General features: G+C 64.5%; 13 protein-coding genes. 6 read left to right on the forward strand and 7 right to left on the reverse strand.

What is annotated here, in order from left to right:
• Positions 1 to 6: 6 nt before the first annotated feature.
• Together LB516_RS10175 and LB516_RS10180 are read right to left on the reverse strand one after the other, a co-directional pair.
• Positions 7 to 1,170: a PotD/PotF family extracellular solute-binding protein gene (locus tag LB516_RS10175; protein WP_015315088.1), complete on the reverse strand. Its 1,164-nt coding sequence runs from the start codon at positions 1,168 to 1,170 to the stop codon at positions 7 to 9.
• Positions 1,151 to 2,287, reverse strand: coding sequence for an ABC transporter ATP-binding protein (locus tag LB516_RS10180; RefSeq protein WP_224719463.1), 1,137 nt, complete (start codon positions 2,285 to 2,287; stop codon positions 1,151 to 1,153). Before LB516_RS10180 ends, LB516_RS10175 begins: the two co-directional genes overlap by 20 nt.
• A 114-nt stretch (positions 2,288 to 2,401) precedes the next feature.
• Here LB516_RS10180 and LB516_RS10185 point away from each other — a divergent pair, with 114 nt between their 5' ends.
• Positions 2,402 to 3,214 carry a response regulator transcription factor gene (locus LB516_RS10185; protein ID WP_224719464.1) on the forward strand — a complete coding sequence of 271 codons (813 nt, stop codon included), beginning with the start codon at positions 2,402 to 2,404 and terminating at the stop codon, positions 3,212 to 3,214.
• A 27-nt stretch (positions 3,215 to 3,241) separates the two neighbouring features.
• Here LB516_RS10185 and LB516_RS10190 read toward each other — a convergent pair whose 3' ends face one another.
• The 5 genes from LB516_RS10190 to LB516_RS10210 all read right to left on the reverse strand — a co-directional run bounded on the left by LB516_RS10190 (position 3,242) and on the right by LB516_RS10210 (position 9,938).
• Positions 3,242 to 5,302 (reverse strand): 3-hydroxyacyl-CoA dehydrogenase NAD-binding domain-containing protein, encoded by a 2,061-nt coding sequence (locus tag LB516_RS10190; RefSeq protein WP_224719465.1) that lies wholly within the window; start codon positions 5,300 to 5,302, stop codon positions 3,242 to 3,244.
• Positions 5,303 to 5,421: 119 nt separating this feature from the next.
• Positions 5,422 to 6,369 (reverse strand): ABC transporter permease, encoded by a 948-nt coding sequence (locus tag LB516_RS10195; RefSeq protein WP_015315084.1) that lies wholly within the window; start codon positions 6,367 to 6,369, stop codon positions 5,422 to 5,424.
• 3 nt (positions 6,370 to 6,372) lie between these two features.
• The gene (locus LB516_RS10200; protein ID WP_015315083.1) at positions 6,373 to 7,353 is read right to left on the reverse strand and encodes an ABC transporter permease; all 981 of its coding nucleotides are present in this window, start codon (positions 7,351 to 7,353) and stop codon (positions 6,373 to 6,375) included.
• A 1-nt stretch (position 7,354) separates the two neighbouring features.
• Positions 7,355 to 8,875: a sugar ABC transporter ATP-binding protein gene (locus LB516_RS10205; protein WP_224719466.1), complete on the reverse strand. Its 1,521-nt coding sequence runs from the start codon at positions 8,873 to 8,875 to the stop codon at positions 7,355 to 7,357.
• A 49-nt stretch (positions 8,876 to 8,924) separates the two neighbouring features.
• Positions 8,925 to 9,938 (reverse strand): ABC transporter substrate-binding protein, encoded by a 1,014-nt coding sequence (locus tag LB516_RS10210; RefSeq protein WP_015315081.1) that lies wholly within the window; start codon positions 9,936 to 9,938, stop codon positions 8,925 to 8,927.
• Between the two features lie 210 nt (positions 9,939 to 10,148).
• On the opposite strand from LB516_RS10210, the gene LB516_RS10215 reads away from it, so the two are divergent.
• The 5 genes from LB516_RS10215 (at position 10,149) to LB516_RS10235 (ending at position 16,421) form a co-directional block, all read left to right on the forward strand.
• Positions 10,149 to 12,566 carry a glucan 1,4-alpha-glucosidase gene (locus tag LB516_RS10215; protein ID WP_224719467.1) on the forward strand — a complete coding sequence of 806 codons (2,418 nt, stop codon included), beginning with the start codon at positions 10,149 to 10,151 and terminating at the stop codon, positions 12,564 to 12,566.
• Between the two features lie 48 nt (positions 12,567 to 12,614).
• Positions 12,615 to 13,631 (forward strand): phosphogluconate dehydrogenase (NAD(+)-dependent, decarboxylating), encoded by a 1,017-nt coding sequence (gene gnd / locus LB516_RS10220; RefSeq protein ID WP_140618400.1) that lies wholly within the window; start codon positions 12,615 to 12,617, stop codon positions 13,629 to 13,631.
• Positions 13,632 to 13,653: 22 nt separating this feature from the next.
• The gene (zwf, locus tag LB516_RS10225; RefSeq protein ID WP_140618399.1) at positions 13,654 to 15,030 is read left to right on the forward strand and encodes a glucose-6-phosphate dehydrogenase; all 1,377 of its coding nucleotides are present in this window, start codon (positions 13,654 to 13,656) and stop codon (positions 15,028 to 15,030) included.
• Positions 15,031 to 15,044: 14 nt separating this feature from the next.
• Positions 15,045 to 15,749 (forward strand): ROK family protein, encoded by a 705-nt coding sequence (locus LB516_RS10230; RefSeq protein WP_015315077.1) that lies wholly within the window; start codon positions 15,045 to 15,047, stop codon positions 15,747 to 15,749.
• Between the two features lie 189 nt (positions 15,750 to 15,938).
• Positions 15,939 to 16,421, forward strand: a complete 483-nt coding sequence (locus LB516_RS10235) for a MucR family transcriptional regulator (protein ID WP_224719468.1) — start codon at positions 15,939 to 15,941, stop codon at positions 16,419 to 16,421.
• The last annotated feature ends 106 nt before the right edge of the window (positions 16,422 to 16,527 follow it).

Genomic DNA, 16,527 nt, shown 5'->3' on the forward strand with positions numbered 1-16,527 from the left:
CCAGTCTCAAGCCGATTTGAAGCGCGCCATCAGTTCGGCACGGCCCGGGTCGGTCAGCGTTGCCGCCGCGCCGAATTCGAGCGGCGTCAACAGCTCCGCCGCCGGATAGAGGATCGGATTGTCGAGCACTTCCTTGGGCAGCAGCTTGTTGACGCGCGCATCCGTCGAAGGCGCGCCGTTGGCGAGGTGCTCCTTCACCGCGACCTGGGGGTTCATCAGATAGTTGAGCAGCGCATAACCGGCGGGCTTGTTGGGCGCGTCCTTCGGGATGGCATAAAAATCGGTCCAGATCTCGCCGCCCTCCTTGCCCAGCACATAGGCGATCTCGGGAATGTCGCGATGCAGCTGCGCACCGTCATTGGTCCAGCACATCGTCATCCACGCGTCGCCCGCACGCATACCCGGCTGGTAGTCGGACGAGACGGCGAACAGATGCGGCTTGACCTTCAGCAGCAGTTCCTCTGCTTTGGCGAGCTCGTCCTGCTTCAGCGAATTGAACGAATAGCCGTAATATTTCAGCGCGTTGCCGATGGTGGTGAGCTGGTAGTCGTGCACCATGGTGCGGCCATCGCCCTCGGCCATGGCGGTATCCCAGAACTCCTTCCAGCTCGTCATCGGCTTGGTCAGCTTCTTGGTGTTCACTGCAAAGCCCGTGGTGCCCCAGTTCTTCGGCACGGCGTAGATCACCTTGTCGATCGTGCCCTCGGAGGTGAAGCGCGGATCTTCCTGCGTACCGTCGAAATTCGGCAGCTTCGCCATCTCCAGCGGCTCGATAATGCCGAGCTTCTTGTAGGTCGAGATCGTATAATTGGTCGGCACGAACAGGCTCCAGCCCGAGGCGCCGGCCTGCAGCTTGGCCAGCATCTCCTCATTGGAGCCGAACACGTTGACCTCGACGGCGACACCGGTGTCCTTTTTGAAGTTCTCGAAGGTCTGCGGGTCATGGTAATTCGGCCAGGTGGCGATCGACATGCGGTCGCCAAGGCTTTCGGCGGCGAAGGCAGGGGTCGGCATGATGCCGATCTCGCGCGCCATCACCGCCGTTGCGATGCCAAGGCCGGTGAGGCCAAGGAAGTCGCGGCGGCCGATCGAGCCGCGCTTCAGGCGCATCAGCTGGTCGACGAAATTCTCGGGGCTTATCGGCAGTCCGTCACGATATGATTTCGACATGTTTGTTTACCCTCTGGTTGGTCCCGTTGTTCTTGGTTTCCGGAAACGCCAGCGGCGTTCCCGTGGCATAGCCGATGGCGACGGGTTCACCCGGCTTGAAGAGATTGCCTTGGCCGATCAGGTGATCGGCCTTGGCGAGCAAAGTGCCGATGCCCTGCACTTCGATCGCGTATTCCGCGGTCGAGCCGAGGAATATCCGGTTGCGGACGATGCCCTTGAGCGGACCGCTTTCGGGAGCGCCAAGGCTGAGTGATTCGGGACGCAGACTGACCGAGACGGTCTCGCCTTGTCGAAGCGCGGTTCGCTTGCGCGCCGCGACCACAGTGCCGTCCGCCAGCGCCACGTCCACCAGGTCGCCCGTGTGCCCGGCGACGGTGCCGCTCAACAGATTGGTCTTGCCGACGAAATCGGCGACGAACAGGTCGGCCGGCTCGTCATAGATCTCGCTCGGCTGGCCGAGCTGGACGATGCGCCCGCCATTCATGACGCAGACGAAATCGCTCATCGACAGCGCTTCCTCCTGGTCGTGGGTCACCAGCACGAAGGTGATGCCGATCTCGCGCTGCAGGTTCTGCAGCTCGATCTGCATGTCGGTGCGCAGCTTCTTGTCCAGCGCCGCCAGCGGTTCGTCGAGCAGCAGCACCGCCGGCTTGTTGACCAATGCGCGCGCCAGCGCGACACGCTGCTGCTGGCCGCCGGACAGTTCGTGGATCTTGCGGCCGCCATAGCCGGCGAGCCGCACCATTTCGAGCGCTTCGCCGGCCCGCCGGCCGATATCGCGCGACGACAGCCGTGGCCTTGCCTGGCGCAGCCCGTAGGAAACGTTGGCTTCGACATCGAGATGCGGAAACAGCGCGTATTGCTGGAACACCATGTTGACCGGCCGTCGGTAGGGCGGCGTGCCGGCCATGTCCCGGCCACGGATGAACACCTGGCCTTCGCTCGGCTGTTCGAACCCGCCGATCATGCGCAGGCAGGTGGTCTTGCCGCAGCCGGACGGTCCAAGCAGCGCAACGAAGGCGGAGGGCGGCACGGCAAGGTCGATGCCGCTGACCGCGGTCACCGCGCCATAGCGCTTGGCGACGCCGCGAAATTCGATGTCGGGCACTGCGGTCAAGGCTGCGGGCTCCAGGACGATGCGATTTCAAGACGCTACCAGAGCTAATGGCAGCTAGTATATACCTCGCAGGTGGTATATCTGATCTATTTTCCCGTTTAAGGGGGTATTGGATTGAGCGCTTCCCGCAGCGACGAATACCGCCGGCTCGCCACGCTTGTCGCGGCGACGCGGGAGACGAGCGGGGATGTCTTCGGCCAAGCGATGGTGGATTGGCTGCGGCAGCATGTCGGCTTCGACCATTGCGTGATCTTCGGCTATCGGGGTGCCGCGCGCCCGCCACTGCTGTTCGAGACCTTCACGCCGGCCGAAAGCCACGTCTTCGTCGCGCTCTATCAGGAAGGCCCCTATCTGCTCGACCCCTTCCATCACGCGGCGGTCGAGCGCAAGGAAGGGTTCTGGCGTATGCGCGAACTGGCTCCTGATCGCTTCTACGCCAGCGAATATTTTCGCTCCTATTACAGCCAGACCAGGCTGGCCGAGGAAGTCGGCTTCTTCGTGCCGCTGCCGGGCAAGGACGCGCTGGTGCTGTCGCTGATGCGGCTCAGCGCTTCCGGTCCGTTCGGCACCGCCGATGCCAGGCTGCTGCGCGACATGGCGCCGGCGGTGATCAGCTTCATCAGGCTGCGCTGGCCAACCCTTTCCATCGAGGAACCGGCCGAGACGAAGCAGGACGAGGAAATCACCGAGGTCAACGAGTTCGACCGCGCCCATATCTGGAAAAGCCTGTCGCTGACGCCGCGCGAAAAACACGTCGTCGATCTGGTGCTGCAGGGCCATTCGACGGAATCGATCGCCAGGGCCATGCGCATCGTGCCGGGAACCGTGAAGGTTCATCGCCGCAACATCTACCGCAAGCTCAACATCAAGTCGCAGGCCGGCCTTTTCGCCCGCTTCGTCGAGATCATCGACGCGCGGATCCGGTGATTCCCACAGGCCGCTGACTACGCTGGATCAGGCTTCCCATGAGCCGGTTTCGGCCATCCGCTCGAGCAAGGGCGCCGGTTTGAAGACATCCTTGCCCGTCCGCTCATGCCAATACCTGAGTCGCCCGACGATCCTGGCCGCGCCTTCGAGGCCGGCCCAGAACATCGGGCCGCCCTTGCCGATGGGAAAGCCATAGCCATTGACCCAGACGACATCGATGTCGGACGCACGGGCCGCGATTCCCTCCTCCAAAATCTTCGCGCCTTCGTTGACCAGGGGATAGAGTGTGCGCTCGATGATTTCGTCGGCGTCTATCGTGCGCGGCACGATGCCCTTTTCCGCCGCCTTGTCGCGGATCAGCGCCTCGACCTCGGGATCGGGCACCGGCGTGCGCGAACCGTTCTCGTAGAGATAGAAGCCACGGCCGGTTTTCTGGCCGAAGCGCCCCTGTTGGCAGAGCGTGTCGGCGATGGGGGCCGTGAGGCCCCGCGCCTTGCGGTTACGCCAGCCGATGTCGAGGCCGGCAAGGTCGCCCATCTGGAAAGGACCCATCGGCCAGCCAAAATCGGTGAACGCCTTGTCGATCTGGCTGGGGGTTGCGCCTTCGAGCAGCAGCGCTTCGGATTCCGAGCCGCGCGCGGCCAGCATACGGTTGCCGACGAAGCCGTGGCAGACGCCGACGACGACAGCCACCTTGCCGATCCGGCGCGCAAGGTCGATCACGGTCGCCAGCGCATCAGGCGCCGTTTTTTCGGCGCGCACGATCTCCAGCAGTTTCATGACGTTGGCCGGCGAGAAGAAATGCAGGCCGAGCACATCCTGCGGCCGCGAGGTCGAGGCGGCGATTTCGTCGATGTCGAGATAAGAGGTGTTGGTGGCGAGGATGGCGCCCGGCCTCGCCACCGCGTCGAGCTTCCCGAAGATTTCTTTCTTGACCGCCATGTCCTCGAACGCTGCCTCGACGATCAGGTCGCAATCGGCGAGATCGGCATGATCGATCGTGCCTTTGAACTGGGCGAGCCGCTGCCGCTTGGCATCCTCGCTCAAGGAGCCGCGTGCAACCGAGACGGTGTAATTCTTCTCGATCGTCGCCAACCCGCGCCGCAGCGCCTCCTGGCTGGTTTCCAGCAAGGTGACGGGAAAGCCGCCATTGGCGAAGGCCATGGCAATGCCGCCGCCCATCGTGCCGGCGCCGATGACGCCGACGCGGGCGATCCTGCGCTTGACGACGTCCTTGCCGGGAAGCTTGGCCGCCTCGCGTTCGGCGAAAAACAGGTGCCGTTGGGCGCGCGACTGGTCGCTGGCGACAAGCTTGACGAACAGCGCCCGCTCCTCCGCCAGCGCCTCGTCGAAGGGCAGCGTGACGGCATTGCGCACCGCCTGCGCACAGGCGATTGGCGCTTCGAGGCCACGCGCTTTGCGGGCAAGATCCGCGGCCTCCGCATCGAAGGCGGCAAGGTCGGTCTCCTTCAGGACGTCGTCGCGGTCGCGCACCGGCGGGAACGGACCGCCCTTGCGGGCCATTTCGCGGGCGAAATTCACGGCGTGGGTGGTCAGATCGCCTTCGAAAACGGCGTCCACCAGGCCGGCGCCGTATGCCTCATCGGCACCGATCGGTGTACCGGAAACGATCATCTTCAATGCCTTGGTGGCGCCAACCAGGCGCGGCAGCCGCACCGTGCCGCCGCCACCGGGCAGGATGCCGAGCTTCACCTCGGGCAGGCCGAGCCTTGCGCCTTGATCGGCAACCCGGAAATGGCAGCCGAGCGCCAATTCCAGCCCGCCGCCGAGCGCGGTACCGTGGATGGCGGCGACCGTCGGCTTGGCAATGGCTTCCAGCACCGCCACGATGGCGCGCAATTCCGGCTGCTGCATCGGCTTGCCGAATTCGGTGATGTCGGCGCCGGCAACGAAGGTCCGGCCGGCGCAAGCGATGACGATGGCCGCGACCGATGCGTCATCGCGCAAAGCGACCAGAGCCTGCATCAGCGGTTCGCGGACGTGGAAACTCAGCGCGTTTACCGGCGGATTGTCGATGGTGACGATGGCGACGCCACCCTCGTTCGCGACGCTGACAGAACTGGACAAGTGGGGGCCTCCCAAGACCGACTGAGATCGGGGACCGGTTTACAAGGCCACGCCGCGAATGGGAACCGGCTGGTCCAATGGTTGGCGGATAGGCTGCGGTCGCGCCGGAGACGTTGCGGTCAGCGCACCGCCTTCTCGCCGCCCGCAGCCGTAATCACCCCTACGATGATAAGCCCGGTCAGCAGGAGACGCACCCCGGCGCTGACGCCGAATGTGTTGAGCATGGTGAGCAGCAGCACCAGGAACAGCGCCGCGCCCCAGACGCCCGGCACATTCGCCTTGCCGCCCGCCACCGACGTGCCGCCGATGACGACCACGGCGATCGAAGCGAGCAGGTATTCGTTGCCGATGTCGACATTGGCGCCGCGGAAATAACCGGCGAGCAGCGCGCCATCGATGCCGCCGAGCGCGCCCGACAGCGTATAGGTGAGAAAACGGATCCGCCCGACATTGACGCCGGCGAGCCAGGCGGCGCGGATGTTCTGGCCGATCGCCAGCACCGAGCGGCCATAGATCATGCGCTGTAAGGCGATGGCCGCACCGATGGTGAACAGCACAGTGAGGATCGCCAGCACGGGCACGCCCAGCACCTGCCAGTTGGTGAAATCGGCGAAGCCAGGCGGCGGCTTGATCTGCAGTCCGCGCCCATAGCTGATGTCGACCGACTGGATGATGAAGCTCGCCGACAGCGTGGCGATGATCGGCGGAATGCGCAGCGCCCAGATCAAGAGATAGTTGATGGTCCCGATCGCGGCGCCACAGGCGAGCGCCGCCAGCAATCCGACCAGGATCATGGCATCGCTGCCGCCCATCACCTTCATGGCGACCGCGCTGGCGAGGCCGATATTGGCCGGCAGCGACAGGTCGACATTGCCAGGTCCAAGCGTAATGACGAACATCTGGCCGACGCCGACGATGACGGTAAACACGGCAAGCGACAATGCCGCCGTGACCATGCCGCCGCCGCCATAGCCCCCGGTGAAGGCGATCGTCGCCAACCACACCAGCAGCGCACCGACAAACGACCAGATCCAGGGTTTTGTGAGCAGGGTTTTCAGCGAAGCCATCGCTCACCTTTCCCTGCGGCTGATCAGCACCCGCGCCGCAAGCACGATGATCAGGATGGCGCCGTTGGCGGCCACCTGCCAGTCGGGCGGAATGTGCATGAAGGTGAGCAGCGGCGAGGCGGCCAGCGCCAGCGTCAGCGCGCCGATGACGGCGCCGATCGGCGAGACCCGGCCGCCGACGAACTCGCCGCCGCCGAGGATGACGCCGGCGATGGCCAGCAGCGTGTAACCATTGCCGATATTGGCATCGGCCGAGGTGGTGATGCCGATCAGCGCCATGCCCGACAGAACGCCGAACAGGCCGGCCAGCGCAAACAGCACGATCTTGGTCTTGAGCAGCGACCAGCCGGCGCGCTTGAGCGCCGCGGGATTGCCGCCCGAGCCGCGCAGGATCACCCCGTAGGAGGTACGCATCAGGCCGAAATGCACGACGGCCGCGATCAGCAGCGCGGCGATGATCGGAAACGGAATGAAAGGCGGCTTGAACGACATGATCGCCAGCAGCCAGTCCGGCGCCTTGCCGCCCGGTTTTGGCAGGACGAGAATGGCGAGGCCCTGCCAGACGAAGCTCATGCCGAGCGTCACCACGATGGAGGGCAGGTTGCGCAGATGGATCAGCGCGCCGAGCAGCGCATAAATGCCGATCGATCCGGCGAGAATGAGGATGCCGATGAGCGGCGCATCCTTAAGCCAGGTCGCGGTGACGCAACCGACAAAACCGACAAAGGTGCCGATCGAGAGATCAAGCTCGTTGCCGGCGATGACGAACATCTGCGCGATCGTCGCCAGCGCGATCGGAATCGCCAGGTTCAACATCAGGCTGAAGCCGAAATAGCTGATGGCGCGCGGATTGAGCCAGGCGATCGCGAGCAACACCAGCGCCAGCGATAGCGCGGGCAGCAGGCCGCGCAACAGCCGCGCCCGCGCCGCCGCATTGCGTGCCGCCGATCCCTTGAAGCCATTGTCGATTGGCGTCGCCGTCATCTCAGGCCGCATCGCCGAAGGAGGACTGGATGATCTTCTCTTCGGTCAGCTCGTCGCGCGTCAGATTGGCGACGATGCGGCCGTTCTTGAAGACATAGATGTGGTCGCAATTGTCGAGCTCTTCGGTTTCGGTCGTGTACCAGAGGAAGGTGCGTCCGCGGCCCGCCTCCTCGCGCACGAGATCGTAGACCTCCAGCTTGGTACCGATGTCGACGCCGCGCATCGGGTCGTCCATCAGCACGATCTGGGCATCGGAGCCGAGCGCCCTGGCGAACAGCGCTTTCTGCTGGTTGCCGCCCGACAGCGAGAAAATATTGTTGTTCATGTCAGGCGTGCGGATGCCGATCTTCTTCTGCCAGAACGCGGCCAATTCGGCCTCACGCTGGGGTGAAATCAACAGCCCGTTGCGCAAGCGCGCCAGCGAGCGGATGCCGATGTTTTCGGCAATCGACCATTGCGGGAAAATGCCATCGGACTGGCGGTCGCCTGCCACCAGGGCCACCGGCGCCGTCACCTCGATGCCGGTCTTGGCGCGTGCGGCGGCATCAAAGATGCGCAGCAGCAAGTCGGTCTGTCCGTGACCGGCCAGCCCGGCAAGGCCGATGATCTCGCCCGCGCGCGCGACGATGTCCTTGCCATCCGCCTGTCCGGCCGGCCGCGCCCGCACGCGCAGCGGATTGGCGCCTGTCTTGGCGGCGGCGGCCTGCGCGGCGGTCTTCGCACGCGCCTCGGCTCCGCCCATCACGGCTACCAGCCGGTCGCGATCAAAGGCACCAGCCGCGTCCGACGCCACCACCTTGCCGTCGCGCATCACCACGATCCGGTCGGCGTTCCGCAGCACCTCGCCCAGCACGTGCGAGATCAGGATGCAGCTTTTGCCACCAGCGACGAAGCGGCGCACGAAGGCCAGCAACTGGCCCGATGTGTGCGCGTCGAGCGACGAGGTCGGTTCGTCGAGGATAACCAGGTCGAGCCGGTCGTGCGTCACGGTGAAGGCACGCGCCACCTCGACCATCTGGCGCCGGCCGATCGACAGATCGCCGACAATGTCCCAGGCCGAGATGCCATGGTCCGGAAAGATTTCGTCCAGCTTGGCGGCGATCAGCTCTGCCGCCTTGCGCCGCCAGCCGAAGCCGGAAAGCGACGCATGGTTGATACGCGTGTTTTCGGCGACGCTGAGATTGGGGCACAGCGACAGTTCCTGGAACACGCAGCGTATGCCGCGCTGCTGCGCCCGCGACACCGAGTAGTTGTCCTCGATGCCGCCATGCACGGTGATCGTGCCGCTGTCGGGCGTCGAGGTCCCGGCCACCATGTGCATCAGCGTCGACTTGCCGGCGCCGTTATGGCCGACGAGGCCGACGCACTCGCCGGGCCCGACATGAAAATCCACCCCGCCCAGCGCCCTGACGGCGCCAAAATGCTTTTCGGCACCGTCAAGTCTTACGATATCAACACTGGCGGCGCCGAATTGGTTTTCGGCGCCGCCCAGTCTGATGATGTCCGTGTCGCCTGCAGCCATGCTCAACGATATCCGCTCGGTGATGCCCGCGGCAACGCGTCTGCGACTTTCACTTGATATTGGCTTTGATCGCCGCGATGGCATCTTCCTGCGTGTATTCGTGGGTGGCGACACCGCCCTCCTTGATCTTGGGCAGGGCCGCCTCGAAATCGTCCTGGGTGAAGGCCAGATACGGCACCAGCAGATCGTGCGGAATGTCCTTGCGGCCATCGAGCACTTGCTGCGCCACCCAGAAGGCGAGCGTCGATACGCCCGGCGCGATCGAAGCCGACCAGGTCTGGTAGCCGTCCTTGTCCTTCTGTTCCTTCCACCACTTCAATTCGTCCTGCCGGTTGCCCATGATGATGGTCGGGCGCGGCTTGCCGGCGGCGGCGAAGGCTTGCGCGGCGCCATAGCCGTCACCGCCCTGGTCGACGATGCCGACGACGTCGGGCAGCGACGGCAGGATGGTCGCCACCGCCTTCTGAGCCGTGGTCTGGTCCCAGTCGCCGGTGACAGAACCGACGATCTTGAATTCGGGATGCGCGGCCACGCCTTCGAGGATGCCTGCATGGATGGCATCATCGATCGAGGTGCCGGCAAGCCCCCGGATTTCAAGCAGATTGCCGCCCTTGGGCTGGAACTTGGCCATCTGCTCGACTTCCTGCTTGCCCATGTCCTTGAAGTCGACGACGACGCGGTAGGCGCAGGGCTCGGTGACGGTGCCGTCGAAGGAGACGACGGTGATGCCGGCATCGCAGGCCTGCTTGATGGCGCCGTTGAGCGCATCCGGCGAGGCGGCGTTGATGACGATGGCGTCATAGCCCTGCAGGATCAGGTTCTGCACCTGGGCGGCCTGGGTCGGCACCTCCTTGTCGGCGGTGGTGAAGACATCAGCCGCGCCGACGATCTTGTCGTCGACGGCCTTCTTGGTGACGATGCCATAGCTGTCGAGCATCGCCTGCCGCCACGAATTGCCGGCATAATTGTTGGAGAACGCGATCTTCTTGCCGCTGGTGTCGGCAAAAGCCGTACCGGCCGCGAGCACCGCCGCAAGCGTGCTGAGAACCAATAGTTTCTTCATGTGATACTCCTCCCGAGAGTTGCTGATCAGTTTGATTGTCGACGAATTTCGCGATTGCGATCCTGTTTTTTATCTATTGTCAGACAAAAGTGCAGAAGGCCGGCGGGCTGTCAACTGCAATCCGATGTGCGCCGCCGATCAACTTGCGGTGCGCTGATTGAAATGGCTTCGTTTGATGGCTAGGCATGCGGGCCAGGAGAGCGAACAAGCATGGCAGTGACGCCGATTGTGCCGCCGGGCGCGCAGGGAATTCCCGCGCGCTGGACCTCAAGCGCCAAGAGCGGAGTCGGCTCGGCGCTTTCGCCGTCCAGCCGCGTCTGGTTCACCATCAGCCACGGCATCCTGAACGAGGTGTACTATCCGCGCGTCGACAGCGCCTGCACGCGCGACCTCGGCCTGATCGTCACCGGCATGGATGGCTATTTCTCCGAGGAGAAGCGCGATGCCTCGCACGGCATCGAGCCGTTCGAGGACGGCGTGCCCGCCTACAGGCTGGTCAATACAGCCGACGACGGCGCCTACCGGATCGAGAAGCGCATCGTGGCCGATCCGGCGCGTCCGACCTTGCTGCAGGAAATCACCTTCAGTCCGCTCAAGGGCTCCGCGGCCGACTACCGCGTCTACGCGCTTCTGGCGCCGCATCTGGTCAATGCCGGCATGGGCAACACCGCCTGGATCGGCGAGTACCAGGGAAAACCCGTCCTGTTTGCCTCGGGGCGCGGCACCTGCCTGGCGCTGGCCTCGTCCCTGCCCTGGCGGGATTGCTCGGCCGGCTATGTCGGCTTCTCCGACGGCTGGCAGCAACTCAACAGCGCCGGCAAGCTCGATACGGCTTGCCGGCGTGCCGAGGACGGCAATGTCGCGCTGACCGGCGAGATCGGCTTCACCGCCGCCAACACAAAAACCGAGCTGGCGCTAGGTTTTGGGACGACATCGGACGAAGCCGCCGAAAACGCCTTCGCCAGCCTGAAGCGGGGTTTTGAACCGGCGGCGAAATCCTACGTCGAACAATGGCGCGAATGGCAGGCGGGGCTGCTGCCACTGGACCGCCACGCGGTCCCCGGAGTGAACAGCTACCGCGTCTCCACCGCGGTGCTGGCAACCCACCGGTCGTCGGCAATGCCCGGCGCGGCGGTGGCCAGCCTGTCGATCCCATGGGGGTTCAACAAGGGCGACGATGATCTCGGCGGCTACCATCTTGTCTGGCCACGCGACCTGGTCGAAACAGCGGGCGGCTTTCTCGCCGCCGGCGATGCCGCCTCGGCACTGCGGATCCTGGAATATCTCCGCTCCATCCAGCAGCCGAACGGCCATTGGCCGCAGAACGCCTGGCTCGACGGCACGGCCTATTGGCCGGGCATTCAGATGGACGAATGCGCCTTTCCCTTGCTGCTGGCGGATGCCCTGCATCGCGCTGGCCACTTGCCGCGTGCCAGGCTGAAGGCCTTCCTGCCGATGATCGAGCGCGCCGCCTCCTATGTCGTGCGCAATGGTCCGGTCACTGGCGAGGACCGCTGGGAAGAAGACGCCGGCTACAGCCCGTTCACGCTGGCCGTCGAGATCGCGGCACTGCTTGCCGGCGCCGACCTGCTCGATGCCTGCGGCAAAGCGGCGGAGGCGGCCTACCTGCGCGAAACCGCCGACTGCTGGAACGACCAGGTCGAACGCTGGACCTATGTCACCGGCACCGCCATCTGCAAGACCGTCGGTGTCGGCGGCTATTACGTCCGCATTGCGCCGCCAGACGACCCCGATGCCGGCTCGCCGAAGGACGGCTATGTGCCGATCAAGAACCGGCCACCCGGCGACACCGACCGGCCGGCCGAGGAAATCGTCAGCCCGGACGCGCTGGCCCTGGTGCGCTTTGGCCTGAGAGCCGCCGACGATCCGCGCATCGTCGATACCGTCAAGGTTATCGACGCGCAGCTGCGCTGCGAACTGCCGCAAGGGCCGCTCTGGTACCGCTATAACAGCGACGGCTATGGCGAGCATGAGGATGGCACGCCCTTCGACGGCACCGGCCAGGGCCGGCCCTGGCCCCTGCTGGCCGGCGAACGGGCGCATTACGAGCTGGCCGCCGGGCGCAAGGACAAGGCGGCCTGCTTGCTCGATGCGCTGGAACGGTCGGCCGGGCCTGGCGGCCTGCTGCCCGAACAGGTGTGGGACGGCGCCGATATTCCCGAGCGCGAGCTGCTGCATGGCAAGCCATCGGGCAGCGCCATGCCACTGGTCTGGGCGCATTCCGAACACATCAAGCTGGTGCGCTCGCTACGCGACGGCGCCGTCTTCGACATGCCGCCGCAAGGCGTGAAGCGCTACATCCAGGACAAGACCGTATCGTCGTTCAGGGTATGGCGCTTCAACAACAAGATCCGCGCACTGCCCGAGGGCAAGACATTGCGCGTCGAGCTGCTGACGGCGGCCACCATCCACTGGAGCACGGACAATTGGGCAACCGCCCACGACAGCCGGACAGCGGAAAACGCTTTCGGCCTTCATCTTGTCGATCTGCCCACGGCCAGCCTCCCCAACGGAAGCACGCTGATCTTCACTTTTTTCTGGCCCGGAACCGGCGATTGGGAGAATGTCGACTTCTCCATCATGTCAGGCGCGCAGGACAGCCAGTAGATCCTTCCTCGACAACCCCAGAAATCTCTAGGAAACAGGGACGAAACCATGCAGATCGGAATGATGGGACTGGGCCGGATGGGCGCCAACATGGTGCGGCGGCTGATGCGCGACGGCCACGAATGCGTCGTCTATGACATCAACCCGGCCAGCGTCGCGGCGCTTGTGAGCGACGGCGCCTTGGGGGCGGCATCCCTGGAGGAATTCGTCGGCAAGCTGGCCAAGCCGCGCTGTGTCTGGCTGATGCTGCCGGCGGCGATCACCGGCAGGATCATCGATCAGGTCGCGGCGCTGATGGAGCCCGGCGACATCGTCATCGACGGCGGCAATTCCTACTATCACGACGCCGTCGACCAGGCCGCGAAACTGGCCACCAAGGGCATGCATCTTGTCGATGTCGGCACCAGTGGCGGCGTCTGGGGGCTGGAGCGCGGCTACTGCCTGATGATCGGCGGTCCCGACGTGGCCGTGCAGCACCTCGATTCGGTCTTTGCCACGCTGGCGCCTGGCGCTGATGCCGGAGCGCCCACCCCGGACAAGACCGCCGGCACCGCGCCCTATGGCTACCTGCATTGCGGACCGAGCGGCGCCGGCCATTTCGTCAAGATGGTGCACAACGGCATCGAATACGGCGTCATGGCCGCCTATGCCGAAGGCATGAACATCCTGAAGTCGGCCAATGCCGGCAAACGGCAGCGGACGGCGGACGCCGAGACAAGCCCGCTGGAAAACCCGCAATACTACCAGTTCGACATCGACCTTCCGCAGGTGGCCGAGGTGTGGCGGCATGGCAGCGTCATCGGCTCCTGGCTGCTCGATCTCACCGCCGGTGCGCTGAAGAGCGATCCGGGTCTGGCGCAATTCGGCGGCCGGGTCTCGGATTCCGGCGAGGGCCGCTGGACGCTGAAGGCGGCGATCGACACCGGCGTGCCGGCACCGGTGCTGTCGTCGGCCCTGTTCGACCGCTTCTCCTCGCAAGGCGAATCCGAATTCGCCGACAAGCTGTTGTCTGCCATGCGCTATGCCTTTGGCGGGCACATCGAAAAGCCGAAGGGCGGCAAGTGACGGCGACAGGGGAGACGCACGCATGAGCCAGGAACGGTCCGATACGCTGGTGCTCTTCGGAGCGACCGGCGACCTCGCCCACAAGAAGATATTTCCAGCGCTTTACCAGATGGTCGCCAAGGGCACGCTCACCGAACCGGTGATCGGCGTCGCCTTCGACGCCTGGGATTTGAAGCAGTTGCAGGACCGCGCCCGCGACGGCATCGTCCATGCCCTGGGCGCCGTCGATGAGAAGGTCTTCGCCAAGTTCGCGTCGCTGCTGCGCTATGTCAGCGGCGACTATCGCGATCCCACGACCTTCGAGAAGCTGAAGACGGCACTCGGCAGCGCCCAGCGGCCGCTGCATTACATGGCGGTGCCGCCGTCCATGTTCGAGACCGTCGTGCAAGGGCTGGAGCAATCCGGCACCGCGCATGGCGCGCGACTGATGGTCGAAAAGCCGTTCGGCCACGATCTCCAGTCGGCGCGCTGGCTGAACCGAGTGCTGCACCTGGTGTTCGACGAGCAGTCGATCTTCCGCATCGACCATTATCTCGGCAAGGAGGCGATCCAGAACCTGCTCTATTTCCGCTTCGCCAACTCCCTGCTGGAGCCGATCTGGAACCGCAATTACGTCGAGAGCGTGCAGATCACCATGGCGGAGGATTTCGGCGTCGAGGGGCGCGGGCGGTTCTATGACGATGTCGGCGCCATCCGCGACGTCATCGAGAACCATCTGCTCAACATCCTGCTGCTCCTGGCCATGGAGCCGCCGGTCGGCCGCTCCGCCGACGACCTGATCGACGAGAAGGTGCAGGTGTTGCGCGCCATCCGGACATTGACGAAAGACGATGTCGTGCGCGGCCAGTTCACCGGCTATCTCGCCGAGCCCGGCGTGGCGCCGAACTCGCCGGTGGAGACCTTCGCGGCGGTGCGCTTCTTCGTCGACACCTGGCGCTGGCAGGACGTGCCGTTCTTCATCCGCGCCGGCAAGAACATGCCGGTGCATGTCACCGAGGTGGTGGTGCGGCTGAAACGGCCGCCGCTCGACGTCTTCGACCCGATCAAGCCCGCCGACCAGAATTACGTCCGCTTCCGCATCGACCCGCAGGTGATGATCGCCATCGGCGCCCAGCGCAAGGCGCCCGGCGACGACATGATCGGCGAGCAGGTGGAACTCACCGCGCTCGACGATTCGAAGGGCGACATGCCGCCCTATGAACGGCTGATCGGCGACGCCATGAACGGCAACGGCCAGCTCTTCACCCGCCAGGACGCCGCCGAACTCGCCTGGCGCATCGTCGGTCCGGTGCTCGGCGACACCACGCCGCCGCATCTTTACGAACCGAGGACGTGGGGGCCAGCGGACGCCATGGCCGGCTTCGGGCCGCCCAATGGCTGGATCGACCCGGTCGCATGAGTGGAGGGGACGAGATGGCCAAGGTGGTTAAGAAGGCTGCGTCGGACACCGGGCAGGTAGTCCTTTCGATCGATATTGGCGGGTCGCACGTCAAGATCCTGACCAGCGACGGTGGCACCGAGCGCCGCACCGATTCCGGGCCTGACCTGACGCCAAGGCAGATGATCGACAAGGTGAAGAAGCTCGCCGACGGCCTGTCCTATGACGTCATTTCGATGGGCTATCCGGGCCCCGTGCGTCAAAACAAGCCGGTGCTCGATCCCATGAATCTCGGCAAGGGCTGGGCCGGCTTCGATTTCACCGCTGAGTTCGGCAAGCCGGTCAAGGTGGTCAATGACGCGCTGATGCAGGCCCTCGGCAGCTATGAGGGCGGGCGCATGCTGTTCCTCGGCCTCGGAACCGGCCTCGGTGCCGCGATGGTCCTCGACAATGTCGGCCAGCCGATGGAACTCGCCCACCTTCCCTACAGAAAAGGCCAGAGTTTCGAGGACTATGTCGGTGAACGTGGCCTCGTAAAGCGCGGCAAGAAGAAGTGGCGCGGTCATGTCTTCGACGTCGTCAACCGGCTGCGCGCCGCCCTGCAGCCAGACTATGTCGTCATCGGCGGCGGCAATGTCGACAAGCTGGACGAATTGCCCCCCGACTCCAGGCGCGGTGACAACACACGCGCCTTTGAAGGCGGATTTCGTCTGTGGCGCGACAAGGCCCTGATCGTCTGATATTGTTACAACTTAGTATAGTTGTTCAAAATGCCGTGTTATGTCCCGGCGATAGATTGCATTGTGCAGATTTGCCGACTAGGAAGTCAGCCTCACTACATCGCGTCGCGCGCGACACACGAAGACGACCCACTTTAATTTTGCGCATCATCCTTTTTGAAAACGGCCCCATTTTCGAGGTTATGCGCCATGGATGGAGGAAATAGATTGACCGACGAAAACAGCCACCCCAGCAAGACACTCGACCTTCTCGAGCTGACGGCCCATATCGTATCGGCCTATGTCGAGAAGAATCGCCTGCCTGCGTCCGGCCTTCCCGAGCTGATCGCCAGCGTCAGCGCCTCGATCAGCGGGCTCGGCCAGCCGGTCGCCCCGGTGGCGGCACCGCTGGTCCCGGCCGTCAACCCGAAGAAGTCGGTGACGCCGGATTTCATCATCTGCCTCGAGGACGGCAAGAAATTCAAATCGCTGAAGCGTCATCTCGGCGTGCATTTCGGCCTGACGCCGGACGCCTATCGCGCCAAATGGGGCCTGCCTTCCGACTATCCGATGGTTGCCCCCAACTACGCGGCTTCGCGCTCCGAACTGGCGAAGTCGATCGGCCTCGGCCGCAAGGCCGCCGTGGTCGCCGCCGTCAAAGGCAAGGGCCGAAAGGCCAAAGTCTCGGCCTGAGGCGATTTGGACGCTGAGCCAATTGTTAGGACGACTGGAATAGAAGCCTGCCGGCGAATTCGCCTTGGCAGGCTTCGTGCTTTTGTGGCTTGGATACCCTGGGACA

It is taken from the genome of Mesorhizobium sp. CO1-1-7, assembly GCF_020164885.1.
In the GTDB taxonomy this organism is placed as follows: domain Bacteria; phylum Pseudomonadota; class Alphaproteobacteria; order Rhizobiales; family Rhizobiaceae; genus Mesorhizobium; species Mesorhizobium australicum.